Origin of the sequence: Streptomyces sp. NBC_01775 (assembly GCF_035917675.1) — a bacterium.
GTDB lineage: Bacteria > Actinomycetota > Actinomycetes > Streptomycetales > Streptomycetaceae > Streptomyces.
Genome location: NZ_CP109104.1, coordinates 907,199 through 924,132, shown reverse-complemented (window position 1 = coordinate 924,132; position 16,934 = coordinate 907,199). Strand labels below are relative to the sequence as shown.

Here is a 16,934-nt window from a genome sequence, read left to right as displayed (position 1 = left end):
GTTGTGCGGGCGGCTGCGTCGCGCGGGCGTGACCACGGGGCACCTCCCTGCTCGAAGAGCTTGGGGGAGTACCGGCTACCGGCGGACACTCCCGCATCAGCGAAGCGCTTCCGCGGCGGGCTCCTGGTGGTAGACGGACGTCCACACCGTGTTGCGGATCTGCCGGAACTCCGCGGAGAGCCGGATCTCCTCGGTGCGGGGGTAGGGCAGATCCACGTCGATGACGCGGTGGATACGGCCGGGCCTGGCGGCCATGACCACCACCCGGCTGGCCAGATAGACGGCCTCGTCGACATCGTGGGTGATGAACAGCACGGTGCGCTTCTCGCGGCTCCAGGTGGCCAGCAGCTGATCTTGCAACTGCACCCGGGTGAGGGCGTCGAGCGCGCCGAACGGCTCGTCCATGAGCAGGACCTGTGGGTCCACCGCGTAGGCACGGGCGATGGCGCAGCGCTGTTTCATGCCGCCGGACAGGGTCTTGGGCAGCGCGTCGGCGAAGTCGTCCAGCCCGACCAGGTCGATGGCCTGCTCCGCGCGGCGGCGCCGCTCCTCGGCGGGCACGGAGGCGAGCTTGAGGCCGAACTCCACGTTCTGCCGCACGGTCAGCCAGGGGAAGAGGGCGTACTGCTGGAATATCACCCCTCGGTCGGGGCCCGGCCCGGTCACCGGCTTCCCGTCCACCAGCACCTGGCCCGCGCTGGGTTCCTGGAGTCCGGCGGCCATGCTCATCAGGGTGGACTTGCCGCAGCCGGAGGGGCCGACGACGGTGACGAACTCCTGGTCGGCGATGTCCAGGGACACCCTGTCCAGGGCGGTGAACTCGGTCCCCTTCAGCGGGAAGGTCTTCACCACGTCCTGAAAACTGATCTTGCTGTTCATCGTCGCTCCTGCCAGCCGGTGAGCCGTCGTTCGGCGAGCAGCAGCAGCCGGTCCATGAGCAGGCCGAGCACGCCGATGGTGATCAGGGACACGAAGATCGTGTCCATCTCGAACCAGGTGGACGCCTTCTGCATCCGATAGCCCAGCCCCTCCTGGGCGCCGATGAGTTCGGCCGCGACCACCGTGGCCCAGGAGGCGCCGAGCCCGATGCGCATGCCGACGAGGATGAACGGCGTGGAGGCCGGGACGACCACTTTGGCGAAGATGACCCGGTCCGAGGCGCCCAGGACCCGGGCGGCGTTGATGAGAGTGCGGTCCACGTCGACCACGCCCTGGAAGGAGGCGACGACGCAGGCCATGAAGGAGGCGAGGCAGATCACCGCGATCTTCGGGACCTCGCCGATCCCCAGCAGCACGACCGTGAGCGGGATGAGCGCGAGCGGCGGGATCGTGCGGAAGAACTGGATGTAGGGCTCGACCAGGGCACGCACGGTCGAGTACCAGCCCATGAGGAAGCCCACGGGCACGGCCACGACAACACCCAGGGCATAGCCGAGGAAGACCCGGCGCAAGCTGGCGAGTGTGTCGGTGGTCAGGGTGCCGTCGGCGACCATGTCACCGGCCTTTTGCGCCACGGCGAGCGGGGTCGGCAGGTTCTCGACCAGACCGAGCGCGGCCACGACCGCCCAGACGACGACACCGGCCACCAGCGCGGCGGCGTTGAGGGCGAGCGGCCGTCGTCGGGAGCGGCGCGCGGTGCGCCGCGGGGCCTGTGCCACGGCGGTCTTCTCGGGCGGGACGATCACGGCCATGGGTGCCTCACTGGGTTCACGCGTGCTCCTCGGAGACGGGCTGGGGGTAGCGGGAGAGCAGGGGGGTTTCGTGGAGGACGAGGGCGATGCCGCCCAGCGCGCTGCCGGCTTCGCCGAGGGTGGCGCGCCGTACCCGCACCCGGTGCCGGGCCATCGGCATCACGTGGGTGTGCAGGGCCCGCTCCACGGGGTCGGTCAAGGCGGCGCCGGCCTCGGCGAGTTCGCCGCCGATGACGATGACGCCGGGGCCGACCGCGTTGCAGACGGCGGCCAGTACGGTGCCGATGTCGGTGCCGGCCCGGTCCAGTACCGCGTGCGCGGTCTCGTCGCCGGACGCGGCGGCGGAGAGGAACGCGGAGATGTCCTCGGCCCGGCCGCCGGCCGAGCGGTAGCGGTGCAGTACGGCGTCGAGCGAGGCGACGGTCTCCAGGCAGCCGGTGCCGCCGCACTCGCACGGTGCGCCGTAAGGGTCGACGGTGATGTGCCCGAACTCGCCCGACATGCCGTACATCCCGCGGTGCAGCGACCCGCCGACGACCAGACCGCCGCCCACACCGTGGGACAGCCGCAGATACAGCACGTCCCCGGCGTCGGCCGCCGCGCCCCACACGGCCTCGGCCAGCGCTGCGAGTCTGGTGTTGTTGTCGAGCAGCACCGGGACCCCGAACCGCTCGCGCAGGAGGCCGGGCAGGACGTGGGCGCTGAGCGCGGGGGTGTCCTCGCAGCCGGGGTCGGCGATCGGCCCGACCACGCCGACCCCGATCGCGCTGAGCGAGCCGAGCCGCAGCGTGCCGCGCCGGGCGGCGCGGCCGTCGGACGCGCCGGAGGCACCGGACGGGGAGCCGCCGCCGAGTGAGCCGAGGAGGCGCTCGGCGATGTCGGCCCGCTCGGACCACGTGAGGTCCGGCGGGTGGGCCTCGCTGGCGGAGCCGAGCATCTCGTGGGCGACGTTGACCGCGGAGACGTGCACGGCCCGGCGGGCGAAGTCGATGCCGATCGCCTCTCCGGCGTCCGGATTGAGGCTGAGCTTCTCGACCGGCCGGCCGCGGCGCCGCACCTCGGCGGGCGGGGTGGAGGCGACCACGGTGTCGCTCTCCACCAGGCCCGCGACGATGTCGTACAACGTCGTGCGCGACAGGCCGCTGTGCGCTCCCAGCTCAGCCCGGCTGAGCGGCCCGTGCTTGCGGAGCAGGTCCAGGACGGACTGCTCATGACTCTTGCGCAGCCGCGTCAGCGGACCGTCGGGCGCCTGAGTGGGACCGTCGTGTGCCTGCATGCCGGACAGCATGGAGAGCGCCGACGTTTTTCGTCAATGAGTCGGAACAAAAAGATTTCCGGGATGTGCCGAGGCGGACCGGGGGCCGTCGCCGCGCTGTTCCGGGGCCGACCGGCCTCCGGCGGGCGGGGGAGCGGCGGTTGCCGGCAGATTTATGTTCGCACTATTGACATAAATCCGGAGCGGGCCGGACCATGCCTCGCATGGCACTACCCGGTCGCTCCCGCTGACCCCATGCCGTCCGAACCGAAAGGGTCACCGTGCGCCCCAACATGCTCTTCCTCATGACCGACCAGCACCGGGTGGACACCCTCGGTGCCTACGGCAACCCCCATGTCCGCACCCCCCACCTGGACCGGCTCGCGGCCGAGGGCACCCGGTTCGACAGCTTCTACACCCCCACCGCCATCTGCACCCCGGCCCGCGCCAGCCTGCTCACCGGCGCGGCGCCGTTCCGCCACAAGCTGCTGGCCAACTACGAGCGCAATGTCGGCTACCTGGAGGACCTCGCCGACGACCAGTTCACCTTCGCCGGGCAACTGCGCGCCGAGGGCTACCGGCTGGGGCTGATGGGCAAGTGGCACGGAGGCGTGCGGCGCACCGCCGCCGACTACGGCTTCGAGGGCCCGGACCTGGCGGGCTGGCACAACCCCGTGGACCACCCGGACTACCTCGCCTACCTGGAGGAGCACGGCCTCCCGCCGTACCGCATCACCGACCACGTACGCGGCACCACGCCCAACGGCAGCCCCGGCAACCTCCTCGCCGCCCGGCTGCACCAGCCCGTCGAGGCGACCTTCGAGTACTACCTCGCCACCCGCACCATCGAGATGATGCGCCGCTGGGCGGAGGACGGGGTGGGGGGAGCCGGGGACGGAACGGGAGCGGGGGATGGAACGGGAGCGGGGAGCGGAACGGGAGCTGCCGCCGGAGCGGCCGGAGAGGACAGGCCGTTCTTCCTGGCCACCCACTTCTTCGGACCGCACCTGCCCTACATCCTCCCGGACGCCTACTACGACATGTACGACCCCGCGCTGGTCGAGCTGCCGGCGTCGGTGAGCGAGACCTTCGCCGCGAAGCCGCCGGTGCAGAGCAACTACAGCAAGCTGTGGGCCTTCGACACGATGCCGCTGGAGGAGAGCCGGAAGCTGATCGCCGTCTACTGGGGCTATGTGACGCTCATCGACGAACAGATCGGACGGATCCTCGACGCGATGCGCGAACTGGGGCTGGAGGAACACACCGCGGTGTTCTTCACCGCCGACCACGGCGAGTTCACCGGCGCCCACCGGCTGCACGACAAGGGCCCGGCGATGTACGAGGACATCTACCGGATCCCCGGCCTCCTGAAGGTCCCCGGCGCGCCGCGCGGCCAGGTGCGGGACGAGTTCGTCTCGCTCACCGACTGCGCCGCCACCATCCTCGACCTCGCGGGCAGCGACACCAAGCCGGCCGTCGACAGCCGCAGCCTGCTGCCGCTGGCCGCGGGCGAGCGGCCCGAGTGGGACGAGCACCACCTGGCGGAGTTCCACGGCCACCACTTCCCGTATCCGCAGCGCATGCTGCGCACCCGCCGCCACAAGCTGGTGGTCAACCCCGAGTCGCGCAACGAGCTGTACGACCTGAAGGCCGACCCCGACGAGCTGCACAACCGCTACGACCACCCCGAACTGCGGGACGTCCGGGCGGAGCTGACCCGCACCCTGTACGGCCTGCTGCGCGAGCGGGGCGACAACTTCTTCCACTGGATGACACCGATGTACGACGTGGAGACCGACTACGACACCACGCTCTCGGCGTTCGAGAGCGAGCCCGCGACCGCCGGTGTGCCGGGGCGGACAGCGGAGGACCACTCGTGAGCCGGGCGGGCCCCGGGGCCGGGGCCCGCTCCTGCTGCGCCCCCGCCCGCCGTCCGGACGAAGCCGAAGCCGGAGCCGGAGCCGAAGCCGCGGCTTCGGAGGCGGCCGTGTCCCGCGCACCGGCAGGCGCGGCCGAGGCGTACCGGACCGCGGCCGAACTGCCCGGCGGCACGTTCCGGATGGGCAGCGAGGACCGCGACGTGAACCCCGGTGACGCCGAAGGACCCATGCGCGAGGTCACCGTGGACCCGTTCGTCATGGACGCCCACGCCGTGACCGGCGCGCGCTTCGCCGCCTTCGTCGAGGCGACCGGCCACCGCACCGACGCCGAACGCTTCGGCTGGAGCTACGTCTTCGCCAAGTTCCTTCCCGGGCGGCTGCGCAAGGTCTCACCGCGCCCGGACGCCACACCGTGGTGGTGCGGCGTGGAGGGGGCCCGCTGGGACGCGCCGGAAGGGCCCGGCAGCTGCCTGGACGGTCGCTGGGACCACCCCGTCACCCATGTCAGCTGGGAGGACGCCCGTGCCTTCTGTGCCTGGGACGGCGGGCGCCTGCCGACCGAGGAGGAGTGGGAGTACGCGGCGCGCGGCGGACTCGACCAGGCCCGCTACCCGTGGGGCGACGACCTCACCCCCGGCGGCGAGCACCGCTGCAACATCTGGCAGGGCGCATTCCCGGCCAAGAACACCGCCGAGGACGGCTACACCGGCACAGCGCCGGTGCACGCCTACCCGCCCAACGGCTTCGGCCTCTACAACGTCTCGGGCAACGTGTGGGAGTGGACGGCCGGCACCTGGCACCCGAAGGAGCCCGGACTGCGGGCGATGCGCGGCGGCTCGTACCTGTGCCACGACTCCTACTGCAACCGCTACCGCGTCGCCGCGCGCACCGCCAACACCCCGGACAGCACCACGGGCAACCTCGGCTTCCGCGTGGCCCGTTCTCCCGTACCCGGCTCCTGAGTGCGTCCCGCTGCCCGCGCGGATCCATGCCCACGAGGCGGACTCCCCGCGTGCGGCGCGGACTCCCCGCGTGCGCGGACCCTATGCGTGCGCGGGCTCTGTGCGCGCGGCGAGGTCGGCGGCGGTCCAGGCCATGGCGAGGGCGCCGTCGGTGACGGCCCGGTCGGCGGCCGGTGTGACGCATGCGGCGGTGAACTCGGGCTGGTGGTTGACCGCGGGTGCGCAGTCGAGGCCGAGCATGGGATGGATGGCCGGCACGACGTGGGAGACGTTGCCCATGTCGGTGGCGGCTCCGACGGCCGCGCCGCCGGGCAGGTCCGGGAAGGTGCGGCCCAGTGCCTCGGCGTTGGCCCGGTACAGGGCCAGGAGCCCGGGGTCCGGGCGCAGGTCGGCGTAGTCGGGGCCGGCCGGGGTGATCGACAGCTCGCATCCGGTGGCCAGCGCCCCGGCCTCGAAGCAGCGCCGTACGCGCGCCGTGAGGGGTGCGAGCGCCTCCAGGGCGTCCGTACGGACGATCCACCGGCCACGGCTGGCGTCCGGGATGACGTTCGCCGCGCTGCCGGCTTCGGTGACGATGCCCTGGACGCGGTCCGTGCCCGTGGTCTGCTGGCGCATCAGGCCGATGGCCACCTGGGCGACGGTCATGGCATCGGCGGCGTTGACCCCCTGCTCGGGGTAGGCGCCCGCGTGCGCTGGTGTGCCGCGGTAGGACACGTCGAACATGGAGACCGCCGAGCCGGGCATGGCCGTCATCTCGACGGCGGCGGGGTGCACCATCATGGCGGCGTCCAGCCCGTCGAACGCTCCGCGTCCGAGCATCAAGGCCTTGCCGCCGCCGCCCTCCTCGGCCGGTGTCCCGAGCACCGTGACCGTGAGCCCGAGGTCGTCGGCGAGCCCGGCGAGTCCCAGCCCGGCGCCCACCGCGGCGGCGGCGATGACGTTGTGCCCGCAGGCGTGGCCGATCCCCGGCAGGGCGTCGTACTCCGCGCAGACGGCGATGTGCAGCGGCCCCGAGCCCACGCTGGCGCGTACCGCGGTGGGCAGCCCGTAGCAGCCGTGTTCGACGTCGAACCCGGCCTCGCTCAGCTCCTCGGCGACCCAGGCACTGGCCCGGACCTCCTCGAACGCCAACTCCGGGTGGGCGTGGACACGGTGCGACAGGCCGACCAGGCCGGCCTCCGCGGCCCGGATCCGCCGCTCGATCACGCTCTTGGGGTCCCTCGGCGCGGCGCTCACGAGGCGCTCCGCGCGGCGAGGTGGACGGAGGCCGGGCGGGTGGCCGCGTCATAGGCCGCGGTCGATCCCGTGGCGCCCAGCCCGCTGTCACCGGCCGGTTCGTACAGGCGCTCGGGGCCACCGCCTTGCCACTGGTTGATCCAGACGACGCCCGCGGGAATCCGGGCGGCGGCGGCCATGTGAGCGGGGTCGTCCGTGTAGACCGTCGCGCCGAGCCCGAAGCGGGACCGGGAAGCGCGCTCCAGGCCTTCCTCGAAGGAGGAGACGACCACGACCGGCGCGAGCGGACCGAAGGTCTCCTCGCTCATCACCAGCATCGACTCGTCCACACCGGTGAGCACCGTGGCCGGGTAGAAGAAGCCCTTGCCGTCCGGCTCGGCTCCTCCCGCGCGGATCGTCGCACCGCGCTCGACGGCGTCCGCGACGTGGCGCCGGACGATGCCGCGCTGACGCTCGTCGACCAGCGGCCCCATCATGACGCCTTCGTCGTGACCGTCGCCGAAGGCGTAGGCCTCCGCCTCCTCCACCAGGGCGGCGACGAACTCGTCGGCGACGTCCTGGTGCACGTAGACGCGTTCCATGGACGTGCAGATCTGACCGGTGTTGATGAAGGCGCCGAACGCGACGGCCGCCGCCGTCGAGACGGGGTCGACCCCCGAGTCGATGACGACGGGGTCCTTGCCGCCGAGTTCGAGGACCGCGCGGCGCAGCATGTCGCCGGTGCGCGCGCCGACCTGCCGGCCCGCCTCGACGGACCCGGTGAAGTGCACGAGCTGGATCCGCTCGTGCTCGGCCAGCGGTGCTCCGGCACGTGCGTCGCCAAGAACCAGATTCACCACGCCGGGCGGCAGGTCCAGCAGTTCGAAGAGCCGTACGGCCGACAGCGGCGACCGCTCCGAGGGCTTGACGACGACGGTGTTGCCGGCTGCCAGCAGCGGGCCCAGCGCGCCGAGAACCATGGTGACCGGAAAATTCCACGGCGTGATCACCGCGGCGGCCCCCAGGGGATGGCGAAGCAGCCGTGTCGAGCTGCCGTCGGGGTGGTCGACCGTCTCCTCGAAGCTGTACGACAGTGCCTGGGCGGCCGACGCCTTGAGACCGGCGACCGCTCCCTCGATGAAGGTGCGGCCGACGCCGACCGGCTTGCCCATCTCCCGGCACTCCAGTTCGGCCAGCTCCTCCGCGTGCCCGGCCACCGTGTCGGCCCAGGCCGAGATGCGGGCGACGCGTTCGGCCACCGGCAGGGCCGCCCATGCGGGCTGGGCCCGTTCGGCCGCGGCCACCGCTCGCCCGATGTCTTCCGGTGAGCCGCCGGGGATGTGGGCGATGACATCCTCGGTCGCGGGGTTGACGACATCGAGCAGCGCGTCACCCAGGGAGTCCTCCCAACTGCCGCCGATCAGATTCTGCAAGGTCTTCACCGGGAGGGTCTCCTTCGGTACGGGGAACGGGCGGACGCGGCTGTATCAGGCGATCCGGTCGGCCATGAGCTCCCCCGCCATGATCGTGGCGAGGTTGGTGTTGGCGCGCGGCACGGAGGGGAACACCGAGGCGTCGACCACGCGCAGGCCCTCGACGCCGAGGACGCGGCACTCGCTGTCCACGACCGCGCCGGGGTCGTCGGCAGCGCCCATCCGGCAGGTGCTGGTGCCGTGCTGCGCGTCCACGACCGTGTCCAGCAGATGGCCGTCGAGTCGGCTGTCGCTGTCCAGGACGGCGAACAGGGCCTCGTTCTCCTTCTCGACGGAGCCTTCCGTGATGGCCGCCGCCTCGGGCCGGAGCGCCAGACCGACCAGCGTGCGTACGCCGTGGCGCAGGAGGGCGAGATCCCGCTCGTCGGACAGCATCCGCTGCCGCACCAGCGGCTGGTCCTCGGGGTCCGTCGAGGTCAGCCGCAGCACGCCCCGGGAGTGGTTCTGGTTCAGCCAGACCCCGAAAGCGCCTGAACCGGTGCTGGTGGAGGCGGTGGCCATCGCCAGCACGTTCTGGTTGAGCGACACGAACATCACGTCGTTCTGCGGGGCGCCGGGGCCGCTGGTCCACCGGACACAGACGTTGGTGTGCCGGTCGTGCGGCGACTTGACGGCTGCCGCGTCCGTCAGGGGGATCGACACCAGCGCCATCGGATGGTCCTGCATCCCGAGGCCCACCGGAAGTTCGTGGCGCACGTCGATGCCGAGCGTGCGCAGGTGCTCCGCCGGGCCGACGCCCGAGCGCAGAAGAATCGCGGGGGAGTGGATGACGCCGGCGCTGAGGACGACCGTGTCGGCGTGCTCGGTCACCACCCGCCCGCCGGACACCAGCTGGACCCCGACTGCCCTGTTCCCTTCGAACAGCACCCGGTCGACCAGGGCGTCTCCCCGGACGGTGAGGGGGTTCAGGTCCCGAGCGGGCTCCAGGTACGCGTCGTTGACCGACACCCGCCGTCCGTCACGCGAGTTGATCGGATAGGGCGAGACTCCGGTGGCGTCCGGGGCGTTGACGTCCGGAGCCCAGCCGAACCCCGCGGCGAGAGCGGACCGGGCCAGCGCTGTGTCGACCCCGCCCCACTCCTCCTGCGGCATCCGGTGGATCGGCGTCGGCCCCCCACGGCCGTGGTACGGCTCGTCACCGAACTGCTCGTCGTCCTCCAGCTTGGCGAAGTACGGCAGTACATCCTGCGCGGACCACCCCGAACACCCTTGCCCCGACCAGCCCTCGAAGTCCGCCATCGGGGGCCTGATGGCGATCTGCCCGTTGACCGACGAGCTGCCACCGGCACCCCGGCCCCGCCAGTAGGGCGCCTGCCGCTGCTTGTCGGTGCGCGAGGAGTTCAGCCCCGTCCAGAGCAGGCCCTCCGCCGCCGCCGGGTCCATCAGCGCGACCGCCGGGTTCGGCGAGCGCCATGCCTCATGCATCTGCGCCGACCGGTAGTCGGGGCCCGCGTCCAGCAGCAGGACCCGCTTCCCCTGCTCTGCGGAGCGGACCGCGAGCGCGGCGCCGGCGGATCCCGCCCCCACCACGATGACGTCCCAACCGACGCTCGTCATTTCTTTTCTCCCGCCATAGGGTGATCAGACGCGGGCCTCGGTGCTGGCCGAAGGCTGTGAGCTGGTACTCTCCGCCCCAGCGTTAGTTCAGTCAAGACTGAACGTTCAATTTTCCTTGACTCTTTGGAGGCCCCCGTGTCCCAGGCGGCCGAGAGCGTCGACGCCCACGATGCGCTTGTCGAGGAGTTCGGCCTGCACGTCGGCCGGGCGATGGGCTGGCCACGGATGGCCGGCCGGGCAGCCGGCCTGTTGATGCTGAGCGAGGAGCCGATGACCCTGGCCCAACTCCAAGACGCCCTCGACGCGAGCAAGGGGTCGGCCTCGGAGATGACCCGGCTGCTCATCGCCAACGGCACCGTGGAGCGCTACAAGGAAGCGGGGCAGCGCCACTACGTCTACCGCTGGCGGAACGACGCGTGGGCCGGGTGCCTGCAACACGTCGTCACATCGACGACGCGATTGCGCGAGCTCGCCGAACGCGCGCGGGAACAAGGCGCCGGGATGTCGGCGATGCAGCGGGACCGGCTGAACGAGATGCGTGAGTACTACCAGTTCATGGTGAGCCGTCTTGAGCCCCTGCTTTCGGAGTACACCGCCACCCGGGAGTCCCGCACGGCGCAGCCGTGACCTTCCCTTTCAGGAGCGGGTGCGTCAGGGGCGGGTGCCCACTTCGTGGTCCGCGGTCGTCCAGGCGCGAGCCTGCTCGCTCAGGGTGACGCCCAGGCCGGGGCGCGCGGACACGTGCATCCGGCCGTCCTCGATGTGCGTGCGCTCGTTGAACAGCGGCTCCAGCCAGTCGAAGTGCTCCACCCAGGGCTCGATCGGATAGGCGGCGGCCAGGTGGAGGTGGATCTCCATGGCGAAGTGCGGGGCGAGCTGGAGATGGTGGTGCTCGGCGAGCGCGCTGAGCTTGAGGAACTGGCTGATCCCCCCGATGCGGGGCGCGTCGGGCTGGATGACGTCGGCCGCGTGGTGGCGGATCAGCTCGTAGTGCTCGGCGACGCCGGCCAGCATCTCACCGGTGGCGACGGGAGTGTCGAGGGACGCCGCGAGCGCGGCGTGCCCCTGCGTGTCGTAGGCGTCCAGGGGTTCCTCGATCCACACCAGGCCGAACTCCTCCAGGGCCCGGCCCATGCGCTGTGCGGTCGGCCTCTCCCACTGCTGGTTGGCGTCGACCATGAGAGGAACGTCGTCGCCGACGCGCTCGCGCACAGCGGCGACGCGCCGCAGGTCCCACTTGCCGTCGGGGTGCCCGACCTTGATCTTGACGCCGCCCATGCCGCCCGCCAGACAGGCGGTGGCGTTGTCGAGGAGCTGCCCTGTGGGCGTGTGCAGGAAGCCGCCGGAGGTGTTGTAGCAGCGGACGGAGTCGCGGTGGGCGCCCAGGAGCTTGGCCAGGGGCAGCCCGGCGCGCTTGGCCTTCAGGTCCCACAGGGCCACGTCGAAGGCGGCTATCGCCTGGGTGGCCAGCCCGCTGCGGCCCACCGAGGCCCCGGCCCACATCAGCTTGGTCCACAGCCTTCCGATGTCGCTGGGGTCCTCACCCAGGAGGTTCCCGGCGATCTCACCGGCGTGAGCGAACAGGCCGGGCCCGCCGGCCCGCTTGGAGTAGCTGAAGCCGAGACCCTCATGGCCCTGCTCGGTGGCCAGTTCGACGAAGAGGAAGGCCACTTCCGTCATCGGCTTCTGGCGGCCGGTGAACACCTTGGCGTCACTGATGGGGCTGGTCAGCGGCAGGGTGACCGAGGAGAGCCGGAGCCAGGAGATCCGGTCGAGCGTCGACTCACCGGCGGTGCGCGCGGCGCCGGTTGCCGTGGACGGCGTGGTCGCCGTCTCCGGATCGTCCGGCAGTGACTGCGGCATGACGGGGCTCTCCCTTGCCTAGGCGAGACCCCAAGTCCAGCACAGACCCCGCACACCCCGACAGCCCCGGTGGCCGGCCTCGTGGGGCCGCCGTCGTCGAGGTTGCCGACGGCGACGTCGATGCCCTCGGGGAGGCGGGCGCGAGCCGGGTCGCCGACGCGTGATCCTGCCCGTACCGCGGTCCTCGGTGACAGGGTGATCGCTGCCCGGCGCGGCCGGTCCGGCATCCCGGCATTGCTTTCGGCCCTGATCTCACCGATGGATTCCGAAAACACGCCGGAATGACGGTTCGGCCATACGAGAACGACGGTTCGGCTCAGTGCGCGAATGGACGGTTCGACATCACCGTGCGCACAACCGGTCCAATGCCGACTGGCTCTCATCGTCCGCAGCGCGGTAGATCACCAGCAGCTGGTCCGGGTCTTGAAGTGGCGTAAGCGTTTCGAAATGCACTGTGATCACACCGACGTCAGGATGCCGCATCACCTTGCGCCCGCGGCCCTTGACCTTGATGTCCCGCTCGGCCCACAGTCGCGCGAATTCCTCGTCACCGGTGGTGAATTCGGCGATGAGGTCGGTCAACGCCTGATCCTCCGGATGCGCGGCCCACGCAGCGCGCAGGTGGGCGATACCCTCCCGCATGATGCGTTCGCGGTCGACATAGAAGTCACGCATCTTCGGATACATCAGGCACAGCCACATCGAATTGCGCTGCGACGGCGGCAGGGTGTCGAAATCCATCAGCAGCTTCGCTATTTCGCTGTTCCAGGCCAGGATGTCGTAGCGGTGGTTCATCAGCATGGCCGGCAGCGGCGACAGGTCGGCGACCAGCCGGGCCAGCTGCGGCGCCGCAGCGGTGGCGGGCTTGTCGGCGTTGCGGTGGCGCTGCTGGGCGAGGTCGAAGAGGTAGGCGCGTTCGTCGGGGGGCAGGCGCAGCGCCCGGGCCAGCGCCTCCACCACGTCCGCTGAGGGCCGCAGCCCGCGGGCCTGTTCCAGCCGCACGATGTAGTCGATGCTGACCCCGGCCAGTTCGGCGACCTCTTCGCGGCGCAATCCCGGGGTCCGCCGGGCCTGCCGACGCGAGGGCAGGCCGAAATCGTGCGGGTCCAGGCGTTCGCGTCGGGTCCGCAGGAACGCGGCCAACTCCTGTGTTGTGTCCACGGTGCGGGTCATCAGCTTCGATCCTACAGCCAGGGTAGGACTGGCGTTCCCAGGAACTTCTTTCCCTTATCCCCGACTCGCGGCGGTCACAGGCTTGTTTTCGACAACGGATCACAAGCACAGGAGGACAAGATGTCGCTCACCCTCGACACCTACCGGCTGCTGGGCCGCTCCGGGCTGCGGGTCTCACCGCTGGCGCTGGGCGCGGCGACCTTCGGCACCGAGTGGGGCTGGGGCGCCGAGCAGGACGAGGCGCGCAAGCTGTTCGATCTCTACATCGAGCGCGGTGGCAACTTCATCGACACCGCCAGCACCTACACCAATGGCAGCTCCGAGCGCCTGCTGGGCGAATTCACCCGCGACAACCGCGAAAGCCTGGTGCTGGCAACGAAATACACGACGCTGCGCCGGCCCGGCGACCCGAATTCCGGGGGCCCTCACCGCAAGAGCCTGTTCGCGTCGGTGGAAGCGAGTCTGCGACAGCTCAATACGGACTACATCGATCTGCTCTACCTGCACGTGTGGGACACCACGACGTCGGTCGAGGAGATCCTGCGCGGAATGGACGATCTGGTCCGGCAGGGCAAGGTCTTGTACGTGGCGATCTGCAACGCCCCGGCCTGGCAGGTGTCGCGCATGCAGGCGATCGCCGACCTGCGCGGCTGGTCGCCGCTGGTCGCGCTCCAGATGGAATACAACATGATCGAGCGAACCGGGGAACGTGACCTGATCCCCATGGCACGCGAGATGGGGCTGGGCGTGGTCCCGTACTCACCGCTGGCCGGCGGGGTGCTCACCGGCAAGTACAGCCGCGACGACCTGACCGCGGAGAACGTCGCCGACAGCACCCGCAAGAACCTCACCATCGCCACCGGCGGGCTCACCGAGCGCAACTTCGCCATCGCGGACGTGGTGAAGGATGTCGCAACGGAGCTGGGCCGCACACCCGCCCAGGTCGGGCTGGCCTGGACCCTGCAGAACCCGGGTGTGACGGCATCGATCATCGGCGCCCGCACCCCCGCGCAGCTGGAGGACAACCTTGGCGCCCTGGAGGTCGACTTCACCGCCTCCCAACTGGCCCGCCTCGACGAGGCCAGCGCGATCGAACTCGGCTTCCCGCACGACATGCTCGCCGGGGACGCGATGCGCGTGGTGACCCGCGGCGACCTGAAGATCGAATCCCGCCGCTGATACCCGGTCGAGCGCCGAGGGCAGCACAACCGCTGCCCTCGGCGCGATCACCGGCACACTGCTGCCGTGCCGCCGAGCACCGATGCGGCGTACCCGCACCAGCGGCGTCGTGGGGCGGTGCCCGAACGGCTCATGCTCCGGCCGCCGCGTGACTGTGCCCCGCACCGCGCCCTCCGACGGCGACGGACCGACGGCGACGGATGGCTCTTAGCGGTGCCGTTGGGGTGCACCCAACGCGACAGATGCGTCGCAGGCGTGGGGCCCACTTGGCTGTACCGAGGTAGCGATCACTCTGCTGATCTGAGGTTTTTGCGCTGGTTGGCAATGAAGCGCGCCCTCTTCTGACGATTCCCGCACGTGTTCATGTCACACCATTTGCGGGTGCGACTTTGGCTGGTGTCGAAGAAGGCGGCTTGGCAGCTTGATGATGCGCACAAGGCCAATTTTCCGTCTCGTTCGCCTGCGATGATGCTGATCGCGTCGGCGGCGATCACGCTGAGGGCATCTTCCACGCGGGAAGCCGAGCTGAGCCGCCATCGCCGCTTGCCCTCGGGCGTCAGGATCGCCGCGGCCCGACCCTGAGCGCTGCAGTCGTTGATGACTTGGACAGCAGGCGCAGGGAGAGCGTCCTGGATCGCCGCCGCTGTCGCGGCAGCGTGAATCGACTCCCTCAGTTCCCGAGCGAGGTCGAGCTGGGCAGTGGTGCAGGAGTCCACGGCGAGTCCGTTCACTGCCAGCCAGTCGATGAGCCGGTGCGGCGTGGGAATGCGCTCCACGGCGTTGCCATGACGCTCCGACAGAGTCCCCGTGAAGCTCGTCGCCAGCACGCTACCGAGGCGGAAGTCAGGGAACCCAGTACGCATAGAACCACCTTAGCAGGTTGCAGCATGACTCGGAGGGCTGCTAAAACCTCCTTAGCCGGTTCGCGATAGATCGTAGCCGGCTCCACGATGGCCAGGAGGTCTCATGCCCCGTCCAACCGGCGACGTGCAAGCATTTGAAGCCCACGCGACTGACGCTGACCTCGATGATCTGCGCGCGCGACTGGCCGCTGCGCGGCTGCCGGAGGCTGAGACGGTCCATCGCGCCGCGCCCGACCCTCGCCGATGGGAACAGGGCGTTCCTCTCGCCGACCTCGTCGATGTCGTGAACTACTGGCGCACCGGGTACAACTGGCGGTCGTTCGAAGAGCGCCTCAACCGGATCGGCCAGTTCCGCACGATCATTGATGATCTGGGAATCCACTTCCTGCACCGTCGATCCGCGCGCGCGGATGCCACTCCTCTGCTCTTGACGCACGGCTGGCCGGACAGCATTGCTCGGTTCATCGATGTAGTGGACGAGCTGGCAGATCCGAAAGATGCAGACGCGCCGGCGTTCCACGTCGTGGTCCCGTCGCTACCAGGCTTTGGTTACAGCGACAGGCCGGCCACCACCGGGTGGGGAACCGAAAAGATCGCAGCCGCATGGGTGGAACTGATGGGAAGGCTCGGCTACGACAAGTTCGCAGCCCACGGCGGCGACTGGGGAGGCAATATCACCACGGTTCTCGGCGGCAGATTCCCGGCACACGTTCTCGGCATCCATACAACGTTCGCGGAGGCGCCGCCCGGGTTGACAACGGACGGGCTGACGGCGGCCGAGCGCAAGTGGACCGAGGAAACCCGTGATTTCTGGCGCCACCGAGCGGCGTACGCGAAGCAGCAGGCGACCCGACCGCAGACCATCGGCTACTCGCTCGTCGACTCACCGATCGGGCTCCTCGCCTGGATCCTTGACAAGTTCGCCGAGTGGTCAGATACCGAAGACAGCCCGTTCGAGACGATTTCCAGAGACCGCATTCTCGACGACGTCACCCTGTATTGGCTCACACGGACCGGCGCGTCGGCGGCCCGCATTTACTACGAAAGCCACAACTCGCTCGATCCCGAACTTCGGGTCGACGTCCCGTCAGCACTCACTATGTATCCTCGCGACGTCGAGAAGTGTCCGCGCCCCTGGGCGCAGGAGCGGTACCGACAGATCGTCCGATGGGGGTCGCCCGAAAACGGGGGACACTTCCCGTCGCTGGAGGTTCCCGAGTATTTCGTCAAAGATCTGCAAGAGGGCCTCGCGGCAGTGCTGGCCGCTGATCGGTGAACGCGGCCGGGCGCCGGCACTCGGTCACGGCACGGAGTCGCGGATAGCTGATCCGGCCGTGTGATCCGCACTGTCCAGCTGCTGCGCTACCTCTCCGACGCTCCGCTGCGCCGACGGGTGACCGCGGCGACCAACAAGGTCGAGTCGTTCAACCGGTTCTCCCAGTGGATCGGCTTCGGCAATCGCGGCGTCCTCGCCGACAACGACCCCATCGAGCAGGAGAAGGCGATGAAGTTCAACGCCCTGCTCACGAACGCGGTGATCTTCCACAACGCCCTGGACATCGCGGAGATCGTGCGGCAGTTGCTGGAGGAGGGAGGGGATCGACCTGGAGGACCTGGCGTACATCTCGCCGTACCTGACCGAGCACATCAACCGGTTCGGCGAGTACAGCACCCACGAACTCGGCATCCAGCCCGACGTGTACGACCCGAAACTCGACGTCGACTTCACCCCGCTGCGAGCAGGACCTGACCCCCGCCGCTGCCGTGGGGGCGGGGGGTGTGACGGTTCTTGTGAGCCCTCGC

At 70.1% G+C, this 16,934-nt stretch carries 16 protein-coding genes; 7 read left to right on the top strand and 9 right to left on the bottom strand.

Annotated elements, in window-relative coordinates:
- Positions 1-96: 96 nt before the first annotated feature.
- The 3 genes from OHB04_RS04505 to OHB04_RS04495 are packed head-to-tail and all read right to left on the bottom strand — an operon-like array spanning position 97 to position 2,979.
- On the bottom strand, positions 97-879 hold the full coding sequence (locus tag OHB04_RS04505) for an ABC transporter ATP-binding protein (protein WP_326686371.1): 783 nt from the start codon (positions 877-879) through the stop codon (positions 97-99).
- Positions 876-1,691: an ABC transporter permease gene (locus OHB04_RS04500; RefSeq protein WP_326686370.1), complete on the bottom strand. Its 816-nt coding sequence runs from the start codon at positions 1,689-1,691 to the stop codon at positions 876-878. The genes OHB04_RS04505 and OHB04_RS04500 overlap by 4 nt, the downstream gene beginning before the upstream one ends.
- Positions 1,692-1,707: 16 nt before the next feature.
- On the bottom strand, positions 1,708-2,979 hold the full coding sequence (locus tag OHB04_RS04495; RefSeq protein ID WP_405806752.1) for an ROK family transcriptional regulator: 1,272 nt from the start codon (positions 2,977-2,979) through the stop codon (positions 1,708-1,710).
- A 272-nt stretch (positions 2,980-3,251) separates the two neighbouring features.
- Between OHB04_RS04495 and OHB04_RS04490 the strand changes: the two genes are divergently transcribed.
- Together OHB04_RS04490 and OHB04_RS04485 are read left to right on the top strand one after the other, a co-directional pair.
- Positions 3,252-4,826 (top strand): sulfatase-like hydrolase/transferase, encoded by a 1,575-nt coding sequence (locus OHB04_RS04490; RefSeq protein WP_405806754.1) that lies wholly within the window; start codon positions 3,252-3,254, stop codon positions 4,824-4,826.
- Positions 4,823-5,788: a formylglycine-generating enzyme family protein gene (locus tag OHB04_RS04485; protein WP_443069755.1), complete on the top strand. Its 966-nt coding sequence runs from the start codon at positions 4,823-4,825 to the stop codon at positions 5,786-5,788. The genes OHB04_RS04490 and OHB04_RS04485 overlap by 4 nt, the downstream gene beginning before the upstream one ends.
- An 81-nt stretch (positions 5,789-5,869) precedes the next feature.
- Here the strand turns inward: OHB04_RS04485 and OHB04_RS04480 are convergent, their stop codons facing one another.
- The 3 genes from OHB04_RS04480 to OHB04_RS04470 are packed head-to-tail and all read right to left on the bottom strand — an operon-like array spanning position 5,870 to position 10,053.
- Positions 5,870-7,024 carry an amidohydrolase gene (locus OHB04_RS04480; RefSeq protein WP_326686367.1) on the bottom strand — a complete coding sequence of 385 codons (1,155 nt, stop codon included), beginning with the start codon at positions 7,022-7,024 and terminating at the stop codon, positions 5,870-5,872.
- A complete protein-coding gene (locus OHB04_RS04475; RefSeq protein WP_326686366.1) occupies positions 7,021-8,445 on the bottom strand; it encodes an aldehyde dehydrogenase family protein in 1,425 nt (474 codons plus the stop codon). The genes OHB04_RS04480 and OHB04_RS04475 overlap by 4 nt, the downstream gene beginning before the upstream one ends.
- Before the next feature lie 45 nt (positions 8,446-8,490).
- Positions 8,491-10,053, bottom strand: a complete 1,563-nt coding sequence (locus tag OHB04_RS04470; protein WP_326806843.1) for a GMC family oxidoreductase — start codon at positions 10,051-10,053, stop codon at positions 8,491-8,493.
- A 135-nt stretch (positions 10,054-10,188) separates the two neighbouring features.
- Between OHB04_RS04470 and OHB04_RS04465 the strand changes: the two genes are divergently transcribed.
- Positions 10,189-10,680 (top strand): GbsR/MarR family transcriptional regulator, encoded by a 492-nt coding sequence (locus OHB04_RS04465; RefSeq protein WP_326806842.1) that lies wholly within the window; start codon positions 10,189-10,191, stop codon positions 10,678-10,680.
- Positions 10,681-10,704: 24 nt separating this feature from the next.
- Here the strand turns inward: OHB04_RS04465 and OHB04_RS04460 are convergent, their stop codons facing one another.
- Positions 10,705-11,916 (bottom strand): L-talarate/galactarate dehydratase, encoded by a 1,212-nt coding sequence (locus OHB04_RS04460; protein WP_326806841.1) that lies wholly within the window; start codon positions 11,914-11,916, stop codon positions 10,705-10,707.
- Positions 11,917-11,930: 14 nt separating this feature from the next.
- Here OHB04_RS04460 and OHB04_RS04455 point away from each other — a divergent pair, with 14 nt between their 5' ends.
- Complete coding sequence (locus tag OHB04_RS04455) at positions 11,931-12,080, top strand: hypothetical protein (protein WP_326806840.1); 150 nt, start codon at positions 11,931-11,933, stop codon at positions 12,078-12,080.
- A gap of 178 nt (positions 12,081-12,258) precedes the next feature.
- Here the strand turns inward: OHB04_RS04455 and OHB04_RS04450 are convergent, their stop codons facing one another.
- Positions 12,259-13,089, bottom strand: a complete 831-nt coding sequence (locus OHB04_RS04450; RefSeq protein ID WP_326806839.1) for a helix-turn-helix transcriptional regulator — start codon at positions 13,087-13,089, stop codon at positions 12,259-12,261.
- Positions 13,090-13,209: 120 nt separating this feature from the next.
- Between OHB04_RS04450 and OHB04_RS04445 the strand changes: the two genes are divergently transcribed.
- The gene (locus OHB04_RS04445; RefSeq protein ID WP_326686361.1) at positions 13,210-14,268 is read left to right on the top strand and encodes an aldo/keto reductase; all 1,059 of its coding nucleotides are present in this window, start codon (positions 13,210-13,212) and stop codon (positions 14,266-14,268) included.
- Between the two features lie 287 nt (positions 14,269-14,555).
- On the opposite strand, the gene OHB04_RS04440 is transcribed toward OHB04_RS04445, so the two are convergent.
- Positions 14,556-15,131 (bottom strand): CGNR zinc finger domain-containing protein, encoded by a 576-nt coding sequence (locus OHB04_RS04440; protein ID WP_326686360.1) that lies wholly within the window; start codon positions 15,129-15,131, stop codon positions 14,556-14,558.
- Between the two features lie 103 nt (positions 15,132-15,234).
- Here OHB04_RS04440 and OHB04_RS04435 point away from each other — a divergent pair, with 103 nt between their 5' ends.
- Both OHB04_RS04435 and OHB04_RS04430 read left to right on the top strand, forming a co-directional pair.
- Positions 15,235-16,407, top strand: a complete 1,173-nt coding sequence (locus tag OHB04_RS04435; protein ID WP_326686359.1) for an epoxide hydrolase family protein — start codon at positions 15,235-15,237, stop codon at positions 16,405-16,407.
- Between the two features lie 60 nt (positions 16,408-16,467).
- Positions 16,468-16,881, top strand: coding sequence for a Tn3 family transposase (locus tag OHB04_RS04430; protein ID WP_326806838.1), 414 nt, complete (start codon positions 16,468-16,470; stop codon positions 16,879-16,881).
- Positions 16,882-16,934: the final 53 nt, after the last annotated feature.

Excerpts from the sequence above, each read along its gene's own strand:
- OHB04_RS04505 (WP_326686371.1), bottom strand. The coding sequence starts at position 879 with ATGAACAGCAAGATCAGTTTTCAGGACGTGGTGAAGACCTTCCCGCTG.
- OHB04_RS04500 (WP_326686370.1), bottom strand. The coding sequence starts at position 1,691 with ATGGCCGTGATCGTCCCGCCCGAGAAGACCGCCGTGGCACAGGCCCCG.
- OHB04_RS04495 (WP_405806752.1), bottom strand. The coding sequence starts at position 2,979 with ATGCTGTCCGGCATGCAGGCACACGACGGTCCCACTCAGGCGCCCGAC.
- OHB04_RS04490 (WP_405806754.1), top strand. The coding sequence starts at position 3,252 with ATGACCGACCAGCACCGGGTGGACACCCTCGGTGCCTACGGCAACCCC.
- OHB04_RS04470 (WP_326806843.1), bottom strand. The coding sequence starts at position 10,053 with ATGACGAGCGTCGGTTGGGACGTCATCGTGGTGGGGGCGGGATCCGCC.
- OHB04_RS04460 (WP_326806841.1), bottom strand. The coding sequence starts at position 11,916 with ATGCCGCAGTCACTGCCGGACGATCCGGAGACGGCGACCACGCCGTCC.
- OHB04_RS04450 (WP_326806839.1), bottom strand. The coding sequence starts at position 13,089 with ATGACCCGCACCGTGGACACAACACAGGAGTTGGCCGCGTTCCTGCGG.
- OHB04_RS04445 (WP_326686361.1), top strand. The coding sequence starts at position 13,210 with ATGTCGCTCACCCTCGACACCTACCGGCTGCTGGGCCGCTCCGGGCTG.
- OHB04_RS04440 (WP_326686360.1), bottom strand. The coding sequence starts at position 15,131 with ATGCGTACTGGGTTCCCTGACTTCCGCCTCGGTAGCGTGCTGGCGACG.
- OHB04_RS04435 (WP_326686359.1), top strand. The coding sequence starts at position 15,235 with ATGCCCCGTCCAACCGGCGACGTGCAAGCATTTGAAGCCCACGCGACT.